The following is an 18,224-nucleotide window of genomic DNA, read 5'->3' as shown; positions in this document are numbered from 1 at the left end:
TACTCCGATCAGCCTTTGGTGCCCGACATCGCAATGCCTTCGACGATCTTCCGTTGGAAGATCAGGAAGAACAGCAATGGCGGGATCGCGGCGAGTAGGTTGGCGGTCATGACGACATCGACCGTCTGATGAGACAGGGGCGCATTGAACAGCCCGACGACCTGGCCGACCGTGTACATGTCGGGCGTCGTGGTCACGATCAGCGGCCACATGTAGTTGCCCCACGTCTGCATAAAGGTCAGAATCGCTAACGTGACCAAGGCATTGCGGCACAGGGGAAGTGCAACGTGCCAGTAGATCTGGAAATGACCGGCCCCGTCCAGCCGCGCCGCCTCGATCATGTCCTTGGGAATTGCACCCATGAACTGCACCAGCATGAAAAGGCCAAAGGCCGAGGCAAGGCCAGGAATGACCAGACCGCGCATGGTGTTCAGCCAGCCTAGCTCTGACGTCAGCAGATAGGTTGGAATGATCGTTACGGCAGTCGGCACCATCAGCGACAGCATCACGATCCCGAACAGGATACGCTTGCCGGGAAACTCGAACAGCGCAAATTCGAACGCGGCTAGAGAGCCTACCAGGCTTACCCCGAGGATCGTCAGCAGGGCATAGGCCAACGAAATGCCGTAGGCTCGGAGATAGCCTGTCTGCGTAAAGATCATGACGATCTTATCAATGCCGGCGGAAAATGAGGTTGGCCACAGCCGCGGGTTGATCGCTACGGGCTCACCAGGAAGGGAGAAGACAACGTTCACCATCCACCAAATGGGAAAGATCGTGATTACGGCAACGGCAATTGCGATGGTCCATTTCAAGACTGTCCAGATCGAGACATGCCGTGCTGGGGAGAGTGTGCTCATTGACGCTGCCTCCACGTGCGGATCAGGAAAAGTGCAGCCGTCACGGCGATAATTGCGATCGTGAGCAAGAAGCCATAGGCCGAGGCTAGGCCGAACTGGACGCCGCCAAAGGCGCGACCCATCATGTCCATGACCGGAAACAAAAGCGCGCCTCTCCGCCCGCCGTATTCCGTGAAGGACGATCCGGTCAGAAGCCACGGGGTGTCAAACACCTGCATCGCCGAGATGATCGCATAGGTCAGCACAAAGAACAGAACGGGAGCCAACATCGGGATGGTGATGTGGATCACCTGCTGAAACTTGTTGGCCCCATCCAAACGGGCCGCCTCGTAAAGATCGGCGGGAATGTTCTTCAGCCCTGCCAGGATGATGACCATATTAAATCCAGCCGATACCCAGATATCCACCGCGATTAGCGCGTACATCATGGTACCGGTGTCATTCAGAAAGCTGACGGGCTCGGCGCCGAACCAGCCCAGCAGCATGTTCAGAAGCCCGAAGTTCGGTGCATAGATCCATCGCCAGATCGTCGCTGCGAGAAAAGCAGGCAACACGACCGGCAGGAAATAAGCGTTGCGAAAGAAATTGCCCCATCGGCCGGTGAAGCTGTCCACGAGCAGCGCCAAGCAAAAGGCGACAGTTAGCCCTAAGGGAACGGTGATTACGATATAGTGGAGCAGGTTCCACATCGCTCGCGAAAAGTCGCGGGAGCCAAGAAGCTTGCTGTAATTTTCGAAGCCGACATAGGCGGGTTCGCGGACGCCATTCCAGTCATGGAAGCTGTAGTAAAGGCCGCTGAGAATAGGATAGAGAAAGAAGGCCGCAAACAGCACCATGAACGGAGCGATCATGAGGTAATGCGGCTGGTGATGTCGAAATTGTCGCATCGTTGTCCTGTGATTGGTGCGGACAGCCGGAGGCCGCGTTACACGCAAAGCATCCCGCCCCTAGATTGGCGGGATGCAGGCTCGGCAGCTGTCAGCCAGCCACGCAGTCGTTCAGTTCGGCGATCATCTCCTCGGCGCCTTCTGCCGGCGTGAAATCGCCGTCTGCAGTGGCCGAAACATAATCAACGACGATCGAAGAATAGCAGGCCGGAACGGGTTGGATCAGGTAGGGCGGGCTGACGTCCATCGTCGCGGCAACCGCCTCGACAGATTTCGCGACCAATGGCAGGGCCGCAACTTCAGGTTCAGCCATGGCTGCGTCATTCGAGTTATAGCGAGACAAAAGCTTTGCCCACCGCGCCATTTGCTCTTTCTCTGTGATGTAGGCTGCAAATTCCCACGCCACATCGAAGTTTTCACCAGGAGCGACACCCACGATCTCGAAGTTCTTGATGCCACCATGCTTGTCGGCCGTGTCCCCGGGCAGAAGGACAAAGTCATATTTGAGACCGCTGTTCTCCGCAGCCTCGGCATAGGTCGGATTGACCCAAGGACCGATCGAATGGAAAGCAAGTTGGTCAGTAACAAACAGATCCTTGGTCGCCTGGTCGTTGCGGCTGGTCCCTGATGACAGCGGCTTCATTTCGACGAATTTTTCCAAAACCTTCGTCATCACGGCTGGGTCGATCCGCGTCTTCTTTGCCTCCCAGTCGATGCCCCAGGTCGAGACGTCGCCGGAAACGGCGTACATTTCAGCAATTGAGTTGAAGACAAGAGCCTGATCAGGGATTGCGAACTTGCCCGCGTCCTTGACCGTCTTCATCTGAGCCAACCACTCGGCCCAGTCGGTAGGCGGCTTAGAGGTATCTATGCCTGCTTCTTCCAGAACAGTCAGGTTGCGAAACAAAAGAGAGCCGTAGCCGGTGTAGGGGATGCAGTACATCTCTTCAGGGCGAGGAGAGCAGTTTTTGATCGCATCTTCGTTGAACTGGGCGCGGAACTCTTCAGGCATTGCCATCCACTTGTCGTGGATGTTGGCTAGAACGCCCACATCAGCCAACTGGGCTCCGACGCCAACCACGTTCATAAAGACGTCGGGTAGATTACCGCTGGCAGCGCCTGCGATCTGTCCAGCGGTGAGATCGTCGTCCCCCTTCCCGATGATGTTCACTGTTACACCAGGATGAGAGGCGGTAAATTCTGCGATGAACTCCTGTTGCAACGCCAATGCGTCACCTTGGGCGAAGTCAGAAAACACCCAATAGTCAAGGCTTTGGGCACCAGCAGCAGTTCCCGCTGCAAGGCCTACGGACAAGGCGAGCAGGCTTGCAGTTATTCTATGGGTCATCATCCAGAACTCTCCCGTTGGGCCGATTCTTCATCAAACCGGCGTTTAATTGTTAGGCAGCTTAACAAACAAACTTGGACGGGCAAGAAATTTTTTCACCTTCTCAAAATTTGGTGGTCACATCAGCTCGTGGCCTTGAGCATTGAGAGTAGTGCACGTTCCGCTGCCAAGCGTTCGGCGCCAAGAACTGTCGCTTCTGACGCCAAGGTGCTGGTGGTGATTTCTACAGGGAAGGCCAGGCGTTTTACGACCTCTTCAACCTTGGGGCGGAGCAGTGGAGAGGCCCCGTAGCCGCCGCCCAGAACAACTAGTCCGGGATCAATAACACTGACACATGTGGCGATAACTGCGCCGATGTCTTCTGCATGGCTCTCCACATGAGAAAGGGCCGTCTCGTCTCCCTCCCCGGCACGGGTAAGAAGTTCATAGGTGCTGGCTGGAGGATTCCCGCTCGTGGCGGGCCATGCTGTGCGAACCCTCGCCAGAAAGGCCTCGGTTCCAATATACCGCTCCACCTCACCAGCGACAGGCTTCATCCCGGGACCGAACGGATAGGCGATATGGCCTACCTCACCTGTTGCTCCATTCACGCCTTGAAGAACCTGACCATTCAACATCAGTCCCAACCCGACCTTCACACCAACCTGAAGAAAGGCAAAGGTTTGACGACCTTTTGCCACCCCATAGTGATATTCGGCCACCGCCGAGCAGTTGACGTTGTTCATCAGCAGCACGTCGATGCCGGCTGGTGGGGTGAAATTGGAGTAAATCACATCCTGTTGGGTGGCGACGGTATCGCCTTCGGGTCCTACGACTCGCGTCGGCAGGGCGATCACCATTCCATGTAACCGTCCCCACTCCTGCTCCGTATTAACAAGCGCTTCGGCTACTGCCGATGCGACCACGCTGCTAATCTCCGGCGAGATCGAGTAGTGGCTTCTCGGCAAAGGATGCAGGCTGGAGTATAATAGCCGCCGGTCAAGTGTGCTGAGCCTCAGCCTCACATGCGTCGACCCGGCATCTATAGCCATGACGTGACCCGCCGACGTTGCAACGCGATACTCGATTGCTCGGCGTCCTGTGCCCCCTTGGATTGCACCGATTGGCTCGACGACTCTGGCTCTACTAAGCTCAGCGATCGCTGCGGACATGGTTGGACGCGATAAACCGAGCTGTTGGCCAAGCTGGGGCCGAGTTGAAGGTCCAGCCTCGACAAGAGCATTCAGTACACTCAGGGCGCTGCTGGTCAGCACCAGGGATGGACGGGTCATGAATACTCGCAGCAGCGGAATTGTTGGCCTATCGTCCGCTTCTAGGGAGTTTTCAGTAGATGGACCAGCGGGCATAACACCCACTCCTGCCACCCGAACTATCAACCTATCCGCCCGACCAGCCCCAAAACCGCCTCCCCCTCAATTCCTTCCGAAAGGAAGGACAGACTAGGAGCCTTGTGGTCTTGCCCCCATTTCACCGGACACTCAGGCTGTTGCGATTTGGGCCGCAATGAACTCGCGGTTCAAGCGCATCACAATAACCTTGCCGTCATGGATGTGCTGCGGCCGCTCGCAATACTTGCGGGCCAGCAGCAGGTTGTGTGCTTTCATGATCGGGTAAGTGCGCTTGTGATTGCACGGCGCCAAGCCTTCCGATCGCAGTTGGCGGTTTAGGATTGCGGTGATGCGACGGTAGCCATAGGTCGGCCGCGCCGCCACGAGTGCTGTGATGAGCGGCACCACGTTCACGGCGTCTTTTGGCCTGCGGCCTACGCCGTTCACCGTCTTGCGCCTTGTGGTAGCGCCGCCGCGGCTTCGCTTTGCCCTGCAGCCGGTTGACCAGGTTGGAGCGGGAAACCCCCAACATCTCGGCCACCGCCTTCACTGGAAACCGCCCTTCAATGGCGACCGCGCGAGCAAGGTCGGTTTTTTTACCCGTGACTTGTCTAGGGCTTCCCGCAGGATCTCTGCCTCCAGCGTCTTGCGGCCAAGCTGGCGTTCAAGTTCACGGATGCGGCTTTCCATCTCGCGAACCACGCGATTGCTGGTCACATCGTCGTCTTCGGTCACCGCGACGCTTCCCCCTTCCAGCATCAGACGCCGCCAACGATACAACAGGTTTGGCGCTACGCCATTGCGCCGCGCCACGACCGAGATGCTGGCCTGTCCATCCAGCGTCTCCTCGACGATCCGCAGCTTCTCGGCGGCAGTCCAACGGCGCCGACGGCCGCCATCGGTGATAATTTCGATCTCTGACATAAGCACGTGCTTAGGCATATGCCTAAGCCTCCATGGTTATGCCCAAGTGTCCGGTCGAATTGGGGGCCAGTTCACCTTGCTTCAGAATTTCTTGTATGATCGAGGTTGGTGTATGGAGTGGAGATGCTTCAGACAGAGGAGCCGGCACGACGATGCGGTTGCACGAACTGGGCTGAGGGGGCGAAGCGGCTGTCAAACGAGTTTGGCTGCGCCTGCAATACAGTCCGCCGCTCTCTCAATCCTGGTGGGGATGTTTTTTACGGTAAATCAGACCAATCGATCGGCGCATACCACTCTCGTTGAGGATATGTCGCAATCGCGATCACGGGTGTTATGGAATATTTGCGCCTACGTGATGCCATTATGCGCTCCGGCTTCGGGTGACTGCTGGCGCTCTCGTCACCGTAAGGACTCTCTCGCCACAAAAGTTGTTGGGAAGGTGACAGAGTTTGGACGATTGCCGGTCATGATCCAATCCATCAGCAAGCGCGCCGCTGTTGAGCCGATGCGGCGATGGGGGACGTGAACGGTGCTCAAGGGCGGTGAAACAGCGCGCGCAAGTTCGATATCATCGAATCCGGTCACTGAAAGCTGCGAAGGCACGTCAATGTCCAATTCTCGCGCGGCGCGAAGAACACCTGCGGCGATGACGTCGTTGGCGCAGACGATCGCTGTAGGCCGCGATGTTTTGGTCAAGAGGTAGCGGGCCGCTTCCTCTCCATCGTCCAACGTATAGGGAACCTCAATCAGCCAATCACTGGGCAGCACCAGCCCATGCGCCTGCATTGCCGCTGCGACACCGGCGACTCGCGCTTCGGCACGGTCGTTACCGTTCCTGATGCCTGAAATCATTGCTATCTGACGATGCCCCGCCACAATCACGCGCTCCGCTACGTCACGTGCGGCTGCCTGATTATCGAACCCGATAGTGACATGTGTTGACCGCGCCGGATCCGACCAGAGGATCACGAAAGGTACTCCCCGCGTATCCAGCAGGCGATAGGCAATCTCTGACCGGTAGATGCCGATCAGTGCCAGACCATCGACGCCGCGGGCCAACAAAGATCGCAACTGCGCCTCTTCCCGCTGCGGCGAATAATGCGATGTTGCAACCAGAAGTGTCACATTGCTTTCCGACAGAGTTTCCTGCAACGCCTGAAGCGCTCGAGCAAAGATCGCATTTTCCATAGTTGGAATGATCGCGCCAATAGTGTTCGTGCGTTTGGACGCCAAGGCCTGCCCGCCGAAATTTGGCGTATAACCCAACTCGGCTACCGCACGCTCGACTGCAAGGCGCGTTTCTTCGCGCACGCGTCCAGTAGCGTTTAAAGCACGAGAGACGGTTGCCGTTGAGACGCCCGCCAATCGCGCGACATCCTCAATCTTGGGCTGTGTTCCGTTGCGGTTTCCATTCCTGTCGTTCATCGCCCGCCTCGCCTTTCTTCCGAGGCTAACAGTGTAAGCGCTTGCGCGACAGAATGTAAGCGCTTACATTTGCACTACGGCGACGATTCGTTTACATGAGGAGGTGTAGCGATGAAATTCTCCGGACTTATCGCATTTGCAGCGTCGGGGCTGTTTGGAGCGCTTTTCCTGATCAACCTAATCGCGGCCCGACGTGGCGCGGGATGGCTTGGCACCGCATCCGAGGCATTGGTCCTGCTGGTTGCGGTTGCCCTGTTTGGCATTGGTACTCTGATCTTGGAGCACCGCAGCAAACGATAAGAACAAACGTTCCAACAGGGGAGAGGTGGAACATTGTCACAGGAAACAGAACAGAACTGGAAGGCGCATGCATCGCGGCGCAACTTTCTGAAGCTGGCAGGCACGGGCAGCTTTACCGCGGCAGTTGTCGCATCTGCGGGCGGCATCCTATGGTCGAACGCCGCTGCCGCCCAAACTCTTAATGAGGAACGGGAGCGAGAGCGGGCGGCCGAACACATCATGACGCTTGCTACGGCCTATGTGCTCATGGCGGATCGTAGCTACCCGATCATGCAACTCGATCTGAAGGAGAACATTCAGAATGCCAGCGGCGGCAAGATCTATGTCAAGCTTGCTCCCGCGGGCCAATTGGGAGCAGAGAACGAATTGCTGCTCAAAGTGCAGGGCGGCACCATTCAGGCAGCCCAGCACTCAATCGCCAATTTCGCGCCTTTCGCGCCAGTAGTGGACCTCATCAATCTGCCTTACCTATGCGGATCGAACCAGCGCTTCGTGAACCTGACGCGTTCGGATGTCTGGCGTGACTGGGTTCATCCCCAGGTAGAGGCGAGGGGCTTCAAACCGCTCTTCTATGCCGTTATTGATCCACGGGTGATTGCCATTCGCAAGGGTGGAAGCGGCGCGGTAATGGTGCCGTCCGACCTGCGCGGTATCAAATTTCGGGTCCCAGGATCCGAGATGTTGCAGACCTTCTATCGACTGGTCGGCGCCAACCCGACGCCCGTTGCATGGGGTGAGACGCCATCTGCAATCCAGCAGGGCGTGGCCGATGCCCTAGACCCTGCAGTAGGGGCGCTTTACGTCTTTGGTTTCGCCGACATGTTAAGCCATGTGACCTTCACAAAGGCAGTACCGGATGCGCAGGTCTACTCGTGCAATCTGGAATGGTACCGTGCTCTGCCCCCAGAGATGCAGCAGGCTATCGACTTCGCGGCCGAGATCACCGCGGCGCAGAACCTCGCCAAAGTACCCGCCGCACGTCTCTTCGCGATGGCGGAGCTACAGAAAACGGGTGTCCAATTTCACACGCTAGACGATGACCAGATGGCGCAATGGATTGATGCCGGTGGCTATCAGCGCAGCGAATGGGATCGCTTTAAGACGCATCTCGCAGGATCCATGACTGACTTCGAGCGCCTTGCCGATGCAGCGGGAACCGAGGCGCGCGCCTACGTTAACGACGCGTAACCGCAAGTCACCGCAATCCAGACCAACCAAGGAAGGGGCCGGCATCTCACCGGCAACGATGAACCATGTGGAAAACCCTGGACCGCAACGCCGAGCACTGGGCCTTGCTGATTTTCTATCTGATGCTGGTTGCGACGATGACGATCGAGGTGATCCGTCGCGAAGTCTTTTCGTATTCGTCGATCTGGGGCGAAGAGGTCGTCCGGTACTGCTTCATCTATCTGTGCTGGATCGGTGCAGCTGCCGCCGTGCGCGAACGCGCCCATATCCGTATCGACGTCATCCTGAACTATGTATCGCCGCGTGGCAGGACAATAATCTACATCTTTGGCGATTTGGTAACATTGAGCCTAGCCTGTTTGGCGCTGTGGCTGTCGCTGGAGATGATCCACGTGTCCTGGCGCTTTGGCTCGGTGAGTCACGGCCTTCGAGTGTCAATGATCTGGTTCTTCATGGCCGTGCCGGTCGGTTTCTCGCTGATGGTGTTCCGGCTTCTTCAATCTCTTGCCCGCGATCTCGCGGACCTGCGCACTGGTCGCCCGGTCTACGAGGGCGCCCGCATGTTCGAGTGAGGCGACAATGTTGTGGCAATATATGGAGCAAGGCGCTACGGCGCTGGACTGGACTTTTTACCTGCCTGTAGCGATTTTCGCGCTGCTGGTCGCACTGGCCGTGCCGGTCTGGGTTGCCATTGGCGTCTCGACCGTGTTGCTGCTGGTCTTTTCGCAGGCGCTTCCGCTTTCGCTGATCGGCGAGGGGCTGTTTTCGGGCATTGACCACTTTGCTCTAACAGCAATCCCGCTGTTCATCCTGACAGGCGATGTACTGGTCAGGACGGGCCTCAGCCGCAAATTCCTGGATGTGGCCGAGGCATTGACAAACTGGACACGGGGGGGATTTGGCTCAGCGACCGTGCTCGTTTGTGGGATGTTTGCAGCCATATCCGGATCGGACGCGGCGGGCGCCGCGGCAGTGGGTCGCATGACCATCGACCGGCTGGTTGAGAGCGGCTATCCGCGCCCTTATGCATGCGCATTGGTGGCTGCAGGGGCCTGTACCGGTATCCTGATCCCACCATCCATCGCCTATATCGTTATCGGACTGGTGCTTGGCATATCGGCCTCAACGCTCTTCAAGGCGGCGCTGATCCCGGGTTTGATCATTCTGTTCTCGATCCTGCTGACGAATACACTCATCAATCGCCGCCACGCCTATGAACACGGCAATGCGCTCAGCTTTCATGAATGGCTGGCCAATTTGGGCGCTACGGTGGCGCGAGGCTGGTATGCCTTCATCGTGCCCGGTGTCATCTTCTACGGCATCTTCAGCGGCCAGCTGACTCCGACGGAGGCTGGCGCTGTTGCGGTTACCATCACCATCCTGATGGGGTTCGTGCTGGGTACACTGCGATTGTCGGATTTTCCCTCGATGATGGTCAGTTCGGCGAAGGTAAATGGAGTGATCGTGCCGATTATTGCCATGTCGCTGCCTCTTGCACAGGCACTGTCGGCAATGGGTGTCCCGCAGGGCTTTGTCCACTCCATGACCAGCATCAGCAGTGAACCTTGGATCATGATCCTCCTGATGATCGCGATCCTGATCGCGGCGGGCTGTGTGATGGAAACAACGCCCAACATCATGATCCTCGCCCCCCTGCTGAAGCCTTTGGCAGACAACATTGGCATGAACGAGATCCAGTTCTGCATCATGATGATCACCGCACTCGGGGTCGGCTTCATCACGCCACCACTGGGAATGAACCTGTTTGTGGTTAGCGGCCTCACCGGGGAAGGCGTGCTGCGCATCTCGGCTCGCGCGGTTCCCTTCGTCATCTTCATGCTGCTGGTCACGCTGCTGATCGCCTATGTCCCAGCAATTTCAACCCTCCTGCTTCCCTGAAAACAGAAAGAAGAAACATCATGTCAGTTACTTATCTGAAAAAAGCAGGCCGCGTATCCACATCAGATGCGAGCGAGACGCAGGCCATTGTCCAGAAGATCCTGTCTGAGATCGAAGCAGGCGGGGAAGCCGCAGCCCGCGCCTATGCCGAGAAATTTGACCGCTACAATGGCAACATTGTGTTGACCCGTGACGAAATCGACGCCGCAAGCGCTGCTCTTTCGCAACGTGTCAAAGACGATATCCGCTTCGCCCATGACAACGTCCGCCGCTTTGCCGAGGCGCAGAAAGAAACCATCCGCGACTTCCAGACAGAAATACAGCCAGGCCTGATCCTTGGGCAGAAGGCAATCCCGTGTCAGGCCGCAGGGTGCTACGCCCCAGGCGGACGTTATAGCCATGTCGCATCGGCCCTGATGACGGTTACAACGGCCAAGGTCGCGGGCTGCGGACATATTGCGGTCTGCTCACCACCCCGTCCGGATGTAGGGCTGAACCCGGCAATCGTCTACACCGCCAATCTGTGCGGGGCGGATCAGATCCTGGCGCTTGGCGGCGTGCAGGGGATTGCGGCAATGGCATTCGGTCTGTTCGGGCTGCCGCCTGCCGATATCCTTGTCGGTCCCGGGAACCAGTTCGTGGCCGAGGCAAAGCGACTTCTGTTCGGCCGCATCGGCATTGATATGTTCGCCGGCCCAACCGACAGCATGGTCCTGGCAGATGCCACCGCTGACCCCGAGATCGTCGCATGGGATCTCGTTGGTCAGGCGGAGCATGGCTATAACTCGCCCGTCTGGCTGGTCACAGACAATCGCGCGCTTGCCGATGCCGTGATGGCCCGGGTGCCGCAGCTGATCGCCACCTTGCCGCCAGTAAACGCAAAGAATGCCACCGATGCATGGCGCGATTATGCCGAGGTGATCCTCTGCGAAACGCGCGAAGAAATCGCTGCTACCGCCGACCGTTACGCGCCTGAACACCTGACTGTCCAGGCCGCTGATCTGGATTGGTGGCTGAACCGGCTGGCCTGCTATGGCAGCCTTTTCCTGGGCGAAGAGACAACCGTTGCCTTTGGAGACAAGGCATCAGGGACGAACCACGTCCTGCCGACCTCTGGTGCTGCACGCTATACTGGCGGGCTGTCGGTGCATAAATATATGAAGCTGGTGACGTGGCAGCGTGCCACTCGCGAAGGCGCAAAGCCCATCGCCGAGGCAACCGCTCGTATCTCGCGGCTGGAGGGTATGGAAGGACATGCTCGCACCGCAGACATTCGCCTCGCCAAGTACTTCCCGAACGAAACCTTCCAGCTTGATGATGAGGCGGTCGCATGACCCCTGATTTCAGCGTCAAGGACCGGATCGCTTGTGTCACTGGCGCAAGTTCCGGACTTGGAATGGCCATTTCGGAGGCCTTGGTGCAGGGCGGTGCGCGCGTGGTCTGTGTCTCACGGCGCAGTCCCGACTGGTGCGACGGCAAGACCGCGGCCGCGATCAGCGCCGATTTGTCCGACACGTCTAGCACGCCGGACATCGCGGCGCGAGTGGCGAAGGTATTCGGCCCTCCTGACATTCTGATCAACGCGGCAGGGATCAACACCCGCCAGCACGCAGACGATGTCACGCCGGAGGGTTGGCAGGCAACGCTGGCCCTGAACCTGACGGTTCCGTTTTTCCTTGCGCAGGCGATGGTTCCAGCAATGCGCGACAAAGGCTGGGGACGGATTGTAAACTTTGCCTCGCTTCAAAGTCAGCGTGCCTTTGCTGCAGGCATCGCTTATGGGGCATCCAAGGGTGGGATCGCGCAACTGACCCGCGCGATGGCTGAGGCATGGTCACGGCATGGCATTACGGCCAACGCGCTTGCGCCCGGGTTCTTTCCAACGGAACTGACCGGTCCTGTGTTCGGCAACCCGGAGCTGTCGGCGCGCAATGCCGCGCAAACCTGTATCGGGCGGAATGGCACGATGGCCGACATTCTCGGCCCCGCGCTTTTCCTGTGCGCGCCTGCCTCGGACTATGTCACCGGCCAGGTGCTTTACGTTGATGGGGGGTTCACCGCAAAATGAAGGCACTTGTCTACACGGCAGTCAAACAACTCGACCTGCGCGACGCTCCCGACCCGGTACCAGGCCCTGAAGACGCGCTGATCCGGATCGAGGCAGCGGGCATCTGCGGGTCCGACATGCACGCGTGGGCGGGCCATGACGAGCGCCGCCCCGCACCTTTGATCCTTGGTCATGAAGTTGCAGGAACCGTAATTGCGGGGCCGATGGCGGGGCAGCGAGTGGCGATCAACCCTCTGGTCACCTGCGGCACTTGCCGTTTCTGCCGTGCTGGCCGGGACAATCTTTGCACGACACGGCAGATCATCTCGATGCCGCCGCGTGAAGGTGGGTTTGCTGAATATCTTGCGATACCAGCGCGCAATCTGGTTGCCATTCCTGACAGCATTTCCTCACAGCAGGCCTCGCTGGCAGAGCCGCTGGCCTGCGGTTGGCACGCGGTCCGGCTGGGTGCCGCCGCGCTGGACCTACCATTGGACCAGGCGCGCTGTCTGGTCATCGGTGGTGGCGCAATCGGGCTTGGCGCAGCACTGGTTCTGCGCGCCATGGGAGCGGGATACATCAGCCTGTCCGAGCCCTCCCCCCCTCGCCGCGCCATTGCAGCCACGCAAGATGGGATCGAGACGCTGGACCCGAGCGTCGCCCTACCCAAAGATGTGGATCTGGTCATTGACGGTGTGGGGTACGGTGCCACCCGCAGTGCGGCGAGTACGGCTTTGCGACCAGGGGGCGTGCTTGTCCATATCGGTTTGGGGGATGCGGGGCCAGGACTCGACATCCGCCGTGCGACCCTGCAGGAGTTGAGCTTCATCGGTACTTATACGTATACCGCCGCCGATTTCCGGGAGGCTGCCGCCGCGATATTCGACGGCAAGCTGGGCGCGCTGGATTGGGCCCAGGCTGTGCCGCTCGCTGATGGAGCAAATGCGTTTGCCCGCATCGCTGCTGGGCAAGTCGCCGCTCCTAAGGTTACGCTGATTCCTTAAATCCTTCGGCGTCGCCAACCGCTAGCAGGCAGGCGGCGCCGTCGAGTCCCGAACGATCAAAGCAAAGTCCACGCGCTGATGAGGCAAAGGCCTTTGACCGGCCAGAAGATCAACCAGAAAGCTGCCTGCTCGTCTCCAGATTTCATTGGTGGGCATGTGGATCGTCGTTAGGCTAGGCTGCAGATGGCGGCTCCATTCAAGATCATCGAAACCTGCAATGGAGAGTTGTTGCGGAACGGCGACCCCGTGTCTGATCGCAGCCATCATCACACCATAGGCGATGACGTCGTTGCCGCAGATGATCGCAGTTGGCCGCATCTCGGGCGACAGCAGCGTGCGTGCTGCATTGCCCGCATCATCCAATGCATAATTTACGTGCAGCAACCATTCTGGCGGCACTGTAACACCACTTTCAGACAGCCCCTCGGTGATGCCGCGCAGACGGGCCTGAGCTCGATCATTGTTGCGTTGATGCGCCGCTACGATTGCCACGCGGCGATGTCCCAGGCCAGCAATGTAACGAGCCAGCACGCGCCCCGCCTCGGCATTGTCGGTTCCGATAGAGGGATTGGGCTTTGCCGGCTCAAACACGCCGACGTTGACGAAAGGAATCGCTTTGGTCTGAAGCAGGCGGCGCAAGTCGGGATGACGTTCATCGCCGCGCAGGATTAGCGCATCGACGCCTCGTTCTATTAAGTTTCGCGCCTGCTGCAGTTCGATATCCAGATCATATTGGTTCGTTGCCAACAGCAGCAGATAGTTTTGGCGTGCTAGGTAATCCTGCAACGCCTGTATTCCCTGTGCAAACATTGCGTTATCTATTGTCGGAACAATGGCCCCGATAGTGCGGGTTCTTTTTGAAGACAATGCACGAGCCGAAGCGTCAGGAATGTAACCGATTTCCTGAATGATGCGGCTGATCCGTTCACGCAAATCCCTGCTGACGCTTTCTGGCTTGTTCAGCGCGCGCGACACAGTAGCAGTCGAAACACCCGCATGCCGCGCTACATCGCGGATGCCAATAGCAGTGCGGTTTCCAAGAATCCTTTGTTCCTTACAAGCGGTCACGGGCGACATCTCCTCGCATCCATTATCGCGCGTATCTTCAAATGCACAAGGTCTTTGGATTTCTCCTGATGAATGTTGACGATTCGCGTTCAATACTTTATGTAACCGGTTACACGCCGTTTGGGAGGACGGCGGACATCGGAGGAGGAACTTATGTCCAGACGACTATTGAGCCTGACTTTCTTGATGCTCGCGACCTCGACTTCTGCGATTGCAGCACAAGAGTTCGATTGGCGAGCGCACGAGGGAAAAACAGTCCACTTTCTTGCTAACAGCAACCCAATCGGGAAATTGCTGATTGATCACGAAGCAGAGTTTGAAGAGCTGACCGGCATCGATTTGGTAATCGATGGCTATCAAGAACAGCAAATGCGCCAGCGCCTCATGACAGTGATGAACGCGCGCAGCGATGAGGTCGATGTCTTCATGACTTTGCCCTCGCGCGAGGGGATGCAGTTCGCTAAAGCCGGCTGGTATCGCGATCTGACTCCATACATGCAGCAAGTGGCGCCCGATTACGACGCACAGGGCTTCGCGCCCGCTCTAATTGAGGCAGCGACCTTTGACGGCCAACTGACCGGCGTGCCGCTGAACATTGAGGGGCCGCTGCTGTATTACCGCACCGACATCTTCGAGGAATGCGGGCTGGATGCGCCGGCCTCTCTGGATGATATTCGCGCGGATGCCGAGAAGCTGAAGGAATGCAGCGATGTTACCCCATTCGCCTCGCGCGGCCTGGCGGCGGCGGTGCCTTATACGTTCGCGGGCTTCATGCACAACATGGGCGGCAGCTACATGGCGGACGGCCAGTCCGCAATGTGCTCGCAGCCGGTCAAGGACGCGCTGTCGCTGTATGGGGGCCTGCTCCGCGACTTTGGCCCGCCCGGTGTCGTGAACTACAGCTTCCAACAATTGACGGCGCTATACCGTGCCGGACGCTCTGCCATGTCGTTCGAGTCCTCCAACGAGTTCAGCGGCGTAATGGAAGGCGGCGACCGGCTTGAGGACACCGCGATCATTCCGTTGCCGCCTGGCCCTGGCGGCTCGCACCCAACGGTTATCGGCTGGGCGCTGGCGATTTCAGACAAGGCGGCAAATCCCGACGCGGCTTGGTATTTCCTGCAGTGGGCCAGTAGCCCAAAGATGCAGGAGCAATTCGCCCTTGCGGGCATTGCGCCGCCTCGCGCGGCGGTCGCCGAAGCCCCGGAATACAAAGCTTGGCTGGACGAAAGTCCAGTACGACAGCAATGGCAGGCAGCGCTGACGCAGCTGGCCGACACCGGCACGTCCGAGATCGGCTTTCCTATCGTCGGCAATCCCGAGTCGCGGGAATATATCGGCCAGGCAGTCGGCGATGTTCTGCTGGGCAGTAGCGTCGAGGACGCTTGCGCCAAGGCGGACGTCGCGCTGAACGAACTGATCGCGCGCGACTGAGCGCCGGGCGGCGGGTGTCTCACCCGCCGCCGCATCCCTAATCCTTCAGGAAGGCAAAGCCCCGTGTCAGCACGTTCCTTCAGCCTGCCCGACCCCTATCACGTCGTTGTCATCGGCGGTCTGGGTGCCATCGGCGGCGCCATCACTCGGCAGTTCCTGGACCTGGGCGCGCAGGTGAGAGCGACCGGCGCCACCGAGGCCGATCTGAAATCCACAGACCTGCAGCCGCAGGATGGGCTACGAACCGCTGTACTGGACATTACCGACGATAATGCCGTCCGCGACTTTGCTGCCGACGCAGGCCGCGTCGATGCGCTGGTCAACTGTGCCGGTATTCTGCGCCGCGACGAGGAATACGACATTGATGTGTTTCGCCAAGTAATCGACGTGAACCTGACCGGTGCGATGCGCTGCTGCACCGCGTTTCATGCGGCCCTGGTCGAAACCAGGGGCAGCATCGTCAACATCGCCTCGATGAACGCCTTTGCAGCTCTGCCGCGGCTGCCGGCCTATTGCGCCTCCAAGGGCGGTCTGGTGATGTTGACCCGCGCACTGGCCCATGCATGGGCTGCGGATGGCATACGGGTCAACGCGGTCGCGCCGGGCTATATCGAAACGCCGCTGAACGCCGCGGGGCGCGCCGATCGAGAGCATTATGAACGCATCGCCGCGCGCACCGCGATGAAACGCTGGGGCCAGCCGCAGGATGTGGCGGGTCAGGTTGCCTATCTGTGCATGCCCGCCGCCGATTACGTGACCGGAAGCGTCATGATGGTCGATGGCGGCTTTCTGGCCGGCTGAGGGAGGATGCGATGAACGTGAACCCCGAACATCGCAGCCAGATGGCGGCCATGTCGCTGCCGGCGCTGGTCTTTACGCTGGGCATGATCGCCTTTCCGCTGATCTACACGCTCTGGATGAGCTTTCAATCTTATTCCTCGACCGGCCAGATCATCGGCTGGGGGCCGCAGAACTATGCCCGCATGGTGGTGGACGACCAGTTCTGGAACGGCATCTGGGTGACGCTGTACCTGTATGTTCTGTCACTGGCACTGCAGATGGTGTTCGGCACGGTGCTGGCGCTGCTGCTGTTCCGCGCCAAGCGTCTGCCGGGGATCGTGCGGTCTCTGTTCATATCGCCCTTCATGATGCCGCCGGTGGTGGCCGGGATGATGTGGCTGGTGATCCTTGACCCGTCGTTGGGTGCAGCGAACTGGCTGCTGACCGCGATGGGGCTGCCGCCCTCGGCCTGGCTGGCCAGTCCCGCGGTCGTGGTGCCGACGCTGGCGATGATCGACAGCTGGCAATGGACGCCTTATGTCGCGCTGATCGTCCTGGGCGGGCTGCAATCGCTGCCACCATCCGTCTACGAGGCGGCCGAGATCGACGGCGCCCCCCCGCACAAGGTTTTCTGGCGCATCACCCTGCCGCTGCTGCTGCCGACGCTGGTGACGGCGATGGTGCTGCGTTCGGTCGATCTGCTGCGGTTCTTCGACCTGATCTACATCACGACGCAGGGCGGACCTTCGGATCATTCGATGACACTGAACATCTACGGTTTCCGCACGGGGTTCGAGTTCTTTCAACTGGGGTATGCGGGCGCGCTGATGGTCACTCTATCGATGCTGGTGCTGGGCGCCGTTATTGCCCTGAACCGGCTGCGCGCCGCGGTGGAGTGGTAACATGGCATCGAAACCCTCGGACAATCGCTGGCTGGACTGGGTCAACTTCGTGCTGCTGGTGCTGGCGGGCATTGTGGTAATGACGCCCACGGTCTGGATGGTGCTGTCGTCCTTCAAGCCGTCCTACGAGGTCACGGCCTTTCCGCCGACGCTGATCTTTCAACCGACGCTTGAGAATTACGCGACGCTGAACAGCACCACTCCCTTTGGCCAGTACGCGCTGAACTCGCTGATCGTGACAATGGGGTCGACGGTGCTGGGGCTGGCGCTTGGCGCACCTGCGGCCTTTGTCGCGTCATGGACGCGGATCACATGGCCCGCCGTCGTCACGCTGATGGCGCGGATGGCGCCGGGAACGCTGTTCTTGCTGCCTTGGTATGTGATGTTCCGGCAGGTGGACATGATCGGCAGCTACTGGGCGCTGATCCTGACCCACGCGGTCATTACGCTGCCCGTGGTGATCTGGGTGCTGCTGCCCTATTTCGACAACATCCCGCGGTCGATCTACGAGGCCGCGCAGGTGGACGGCTGCGCGCCGACGCGCATCTTCCGCCGGATCGCGCTGCCGCTGGTGTCGTCCGGGCTGGCAGTGTCGGCGATCCTGGCCTTCGTGTTCTCGTGGAACTTCTTCCTGTTCTCGCTGGTGCTGTCGAACTCCCAGTCCAAGACACTTATCGCGGCGTCCTTCAACTTCATCGGCGAAGGATCGACGAACTGGGGCGGATTGATGGCGGCTGCGACGATCATCGCATTGCCCCCGCTGGTGCTGGCGGCAATCGTTCAACGCTGGCTGATCTCGGGGCTAACGCTCGGGGCGGTGAAAGGATGAC

General features: G+C 59.1%; 17 protein-coding genes and 1 pseudogene. 11 read left to right on the top strand and 7 right to left on the bottom strand.

All coding sequences use genetic code 11. The annotated features are described in order from the left end of the window. Positions 1 to 8: 8 nt before the first annotated feature. From ACTJI6_RS17605 to ACTJI6_RS17580, 6 genes and pseudogenes are all read right to left on the bottom strand, one after another. Positions 9 to 860 (bottom strand): carbohydrate ABC transporter permease, encoded by an 852-nt coding sequence (locus ACTJI6_RS17605; RefSeq protein WP_440802518.1) that lies wholly within the window; start codon positions 858 to 860, stop codon positions 9 to 11. Continuing rightward, on the bottom strand, positions 857 to 1,747 hold the full coding sequence (locus ACTJI6_RS17600) for a carbohydrate ABC transporter permease (protein WP_440802516.1): 891 nt from the start codon (positions 1,745 to 1,747) through the stop codon (positions 857 to 859). The genes ACTJI6_RS17605 and ACTJI6_RS17600 overlap by 4 nt, the downstream gene beginning before the upstream one ends. 91 nt (positions 1,748 to 1,838) lie before the next feature. Further along, positions 1,839 to 3,098: an extracellular solute-binding protein gene (locus ACTJI6_RS17595; protein WP_440802515.1), complete on the bottom strand. Its 1,260-nt coding sequence runs from the start codon at positions 3,096 to 3,098 to the stop codon at positions 1,839 to 1,841. Between the two features lie 119 nt (positions 3,099 to 3,217). Continuing rightward, positions 3,218 to 4,126, bottom strand: coding sequence for an ROK family protein (locus ACTJI6_RS17590; RefSeq protein WP_440802513.1), 909 nt, complete (start codon positions 4,124 to 4,126; stop codon positions 3,218 to 3,220). Positions 4,127 to 4,609: 483 nt separating this feature from the next. Further along, positions 4,610 to 5,365 (bottom strand): annotated as a pseudogene (locus tag ACTJI6_RS17585) (transposase); the annotation flags it as partial. Between the two features lie 381 nt (positions 5,366 to 5,746). Then, positions 5,747 to 6,772: a LacI family DNA-binding transcriptional regulator gene (locus ACTJI6_RS17580; protein WP_440802511.1), complete on the bottom strand. Its 1,026-nt coding sequence runs from the start codon at positions 6,770 to 6,772 to the stop codon at positions 5,747 to 5,749. A gap of 111 nt (positions 6,773 to 6,883) precedes the next feature. Between ACTJI6_RS17580 and ACTJI6_RS17575 the strand changes: the two genes are divergently transcribed. The 7 genes from ACTJI6_RS17575 to ACTJI6_RS17545 all read left to right on the top strand — a co-directional run bounded on the left by ACTJI6_RS17575 (position 6,884) and on the right by ACTJI6_RS17545 (position 13,210). Beyond that, a complete protein-coding gene (locus ACTJI6_RS17575; RefSeq protein ID WP_440802509.1) occupies positions 6,884 to 7,072 on the top strand; it encodes a hypothetical protein in 189 nt (62 codons plus the stop codon). 33 nt (positions 7,073 to 7,105) lie between these two features. Continuing rightward, complete coding sequence (locus ACTJI6_RS17570; protein WP_440802508.1) at positions 7,106 to 8,260, top strand: TRAP transporter substrate-binding protein; 1,155 nt, start codon at positions 7,106 to 7,108, stop codon at positions 8,258 to 8,260. A gap of 65 nt (positions 8,261 to 8,325) precedes the next feature. Further along, positions 8,326 to 8,832 carry a TRAP transporter small permease gene (locus tag ACTJI6_RS17565; protein ID WP_440802506.1) on the top strand — a complete coding sequence of 169 codons (507 nt, stop codon included), beginning with the start codon at positions 8,326 to 8,328 and terminating at the stop codon, positions 8,830 to 8,832. Between the two features lie 7 nt (positions 8,833 to 8,839). After that, positions 8,840 to 10,159: a TRAP transporter large permease gene (locus ACTJI6_RS17560; protein ID WP_440802504.1), complete on the top strand. Its 1,320-nt coding sequence runs from the start codon at positions 8,840 to 8,842 to the stop codon at positions 10,157 to 10,159. 20 nt (positions 10,160 to 10,179) lie between these two features. Then, complete coding sequence (gene hisD / locus ACTJI6_RS17555; RefSeq protein WP_440802502.1) at positions 10,180 to 11,493, top strand: histidinol dehydrogenase; 1,314 nt, start codon at positions 10,180 to 10,182, stop codon at positions 11,491 to 11,493. After that, positions 11,490 to 12,227, top strand: coding sequence for an SDR family NAD(P)-dependent oxidoreductase (locus tag ACTJI6_RS17550; protein WP_440802501.1), 738 nt, complete (start codon positions 11,490 to 11,492; stop codon positions 12,225 to 12,227). Before hisD ends, ACTJI6_RS17550 begins: the two co-directional genes overlap by 4 nt. Beyond that, positions 12,224 to 13,210, top strand: coding sequence for a zinc-dependent alcohol dehydrogenase (locus ACTJI6_RS17545; RefSeq protein WP_440802500.1), 987 nt, complete (start codon positions 12,224 to 12,226; stop codon positions 13,208 to 13,210). Before ACTJI6_RS17550 ends, ACTJI6_RS17545 begins: the two co-directional genes overlap by 4 nt. Before the next feature lie 21 nt (positions 13,211 to 13,231). Here ACTJI6_RS17545 and ACTJI6_RS17540 read toward each other — a convergent pair whose 3' ends face one another. Continuing rightward, positions 13,232 to 14,287 (bottom strand): LacI family DNA-binding transcriptional regulator, encoded by a 1,056-nt coding sequence (locus tag ACTJI6_RS17540; RefSeq protein WP_440802499.1) that lies wholly within the window; start codon positions 14,285 to 14,287, stop codon positions 13,232 to 13,234. Between the two features lie 144 nt (positions 14,288 to 14,431). On the opposite strand from ACTJI6_RS17540, the gene ACTJI6_RS17535 reads away from it, so the two are divergent. The 4 genes from ACTJI6_RS17535 (at position 14,432) to ACTJI6_RS17520 (ending at position 18,223) form a co-directional block, all read left to right on the top strand. Continuing rightward, positions 14,432 to 15,712 (top strand): ABC transporter substrate-binding protein, encoded by a 1,281-nt coding sequence (locus ACTJI6_RS17535; protein ID WP_440802497.1) that lies wholly within the window; start codon positions 14,432 to 14,434, stop codon positions 15,710 to 15,712. A gap of 63 nt (positions 15,713 to 15,775) precedes the next feature. Further along, on the top strand, positions 15,776 to 16,513 hold the full coding sequence (locus ACTJI6_RS17530; protein ID WP_440802495.1) for an SDR family NAD(P)-dependent oxidoreductase: 738 nt from the start codon (positions 15,776 to 15,778) through the stop codon (positions 16,511 to 16,513). An 11-nt stretch (positions 16,514 to 16,524) separates the two neighbouring features. Then, complete coding sequence (locus tag ACTJI6_RS17525) at positions 16,525 to 17,394, top strand: carbohydrate ABC transporter permease (protein WP_440802494.1); 870 nt, start codon at positions 16,525 to 16,527, stop codon at positions 17,392 to 17,394. Between the two features lies 1 nt (position 17,395). Then, positions 17,396 to 18,223 carry a carbohydrate ABC transporter permease gene (locus ACTJI6_RS17520; RefSeq protein ID WP_440802493.1) on the top strand — a complete coding sequence of 276 codons (828 nt, stop codon included), beginning with the start codon at positions 17,396 to 17,398 and terminating at the stop codon, positions 18,221 to 18,223. Position 18,224: the final 1 nt, after the last annotated feature.

The sequence above is a fragment of the Paracoccus sp. 22332 genome (assembly GCF_052045125.1).
GTDB lineage: Bacteria > Pseudomonadota > Alphaproteobacteria > Rhodobacterales > Rhodobacteraceae > Paracoccus > Paracoccus haematequi_A.
The sequence above is the reverse complement of the archived record's forward strand: the minus strand, read 5'-3'. Positions and strand labels throughout refer to the sequence as shown.

Excerpts from the sequence above, each read along its gene's own strand:
- ACTJI6_RS17550 (WP_440802501.1), top strand. The coding sequence starts at position 11,490 with ATGACCCCTGATTTCAGCGTCAAGGACCGGATCGCTTGTGTCACTGGC.
- ACTJI6_RS17525 (WP_440802494.1), top strand. The coding sequence starts at position 16,525 with ATGAACGTGAACCCCGAACATCGCAGCCAGATGGCGGCCATGTCGCTG.
- ACTJI6_RS17590 (WP_440802513.1), bottom strand. The coding sequence starts at position 4,126 with ATGGCTATAGATGCCGGGTCGACGCATGTGAGGCTGAGGCTCAGCACA.
- ACTJI6_RS17520 (WP_440802493.1), top strand. The coding sequence starts at position 17,396 with ATGGCATCGAAACCCTCGGACAATCGCTGGCTGGACTGGGTCAACTTC.
- ACTJI6_RS17540 (WP_440802499.1), bottom strand. The coding sequence starts at position 14,287 with ATGTCGCCCGTGACCGCTTGTAAGGAACAAAGGATTCTTGGAAACCGC.
- ACTJI6_RS17580 (WP_440802511.1), bottom strand. The coding sequence starts at position 6,772 with ATGAACGACAGGAATGGAAACCGCAACGGAACACAGCCCAAGATTGAG.
- ACTJI6_RS17560 (WP_440802504.1), top strand. The coding sequence starts at position 8,840 with ATGTTGTGGCAATATATGGAGCAAGGCGCTACGGCGCTGGACTGGACT.
- ACTJI6_RS17605 (WP_440802518.1), bottom strand. The coding sequence starts at position 860 with ATGAGCACACTCTCCCCAGCACGGCATGTCTCGATCTGGACAGTCTTG.
- hisD (WP_440802502.1), top strand. The coding sequence starts at position 10,180 with ATGTCAGTTACTTATCTGAAAAAAGCAGGCCGCGTATCCACATCAGAT.
- ACTJI6_RS17545 (WP_440802500.1), top strand. The coding sequence starts at position 12,224 with ATGAAGGCACTTGTCTACACGGCAGTCAAACAACTCGACCTGCGCGAC.
- ACTJI6_RS17575 (WP_440802509.1), top strand. The coding sequence starts at position 6,884 with ATGAAATTCTCCGGACTTATCGCATTTGCAGCGTCGGGGCTGTTTGGA.
- ACTJI6_RS17595 (WP_440802515.1), bottom strand. The coding sequence starts at position 3,098 with ATGATGACCCATAGAATAACTGCAAGCCTGCTCGCCTTGTCCGTAGGC.
- ACTJI6_RS17565 (WP_440802506.1), top strand. The coding sequence starts at position 8,326 with ATGTGGAAAACCCTGGACCGCAACGCCGAGCACTGGGCCTTGCTGATT.
- ACTJI6_RS17535 (WP_440802497.1), top strand. The coding sequence starts at position 14,432 with ATGTCCAGACGACTATTGAGCCTGACTTTCTTGATGCTCGCGACCTCG.
- ACTJI6_RS17600 (WP_440802516.1), bottom strand. The coding sequence starts at position 1,747 with ATGCGACAATTTCGACATCACCAGCCGCATTACCTCATGATCGCTCCG.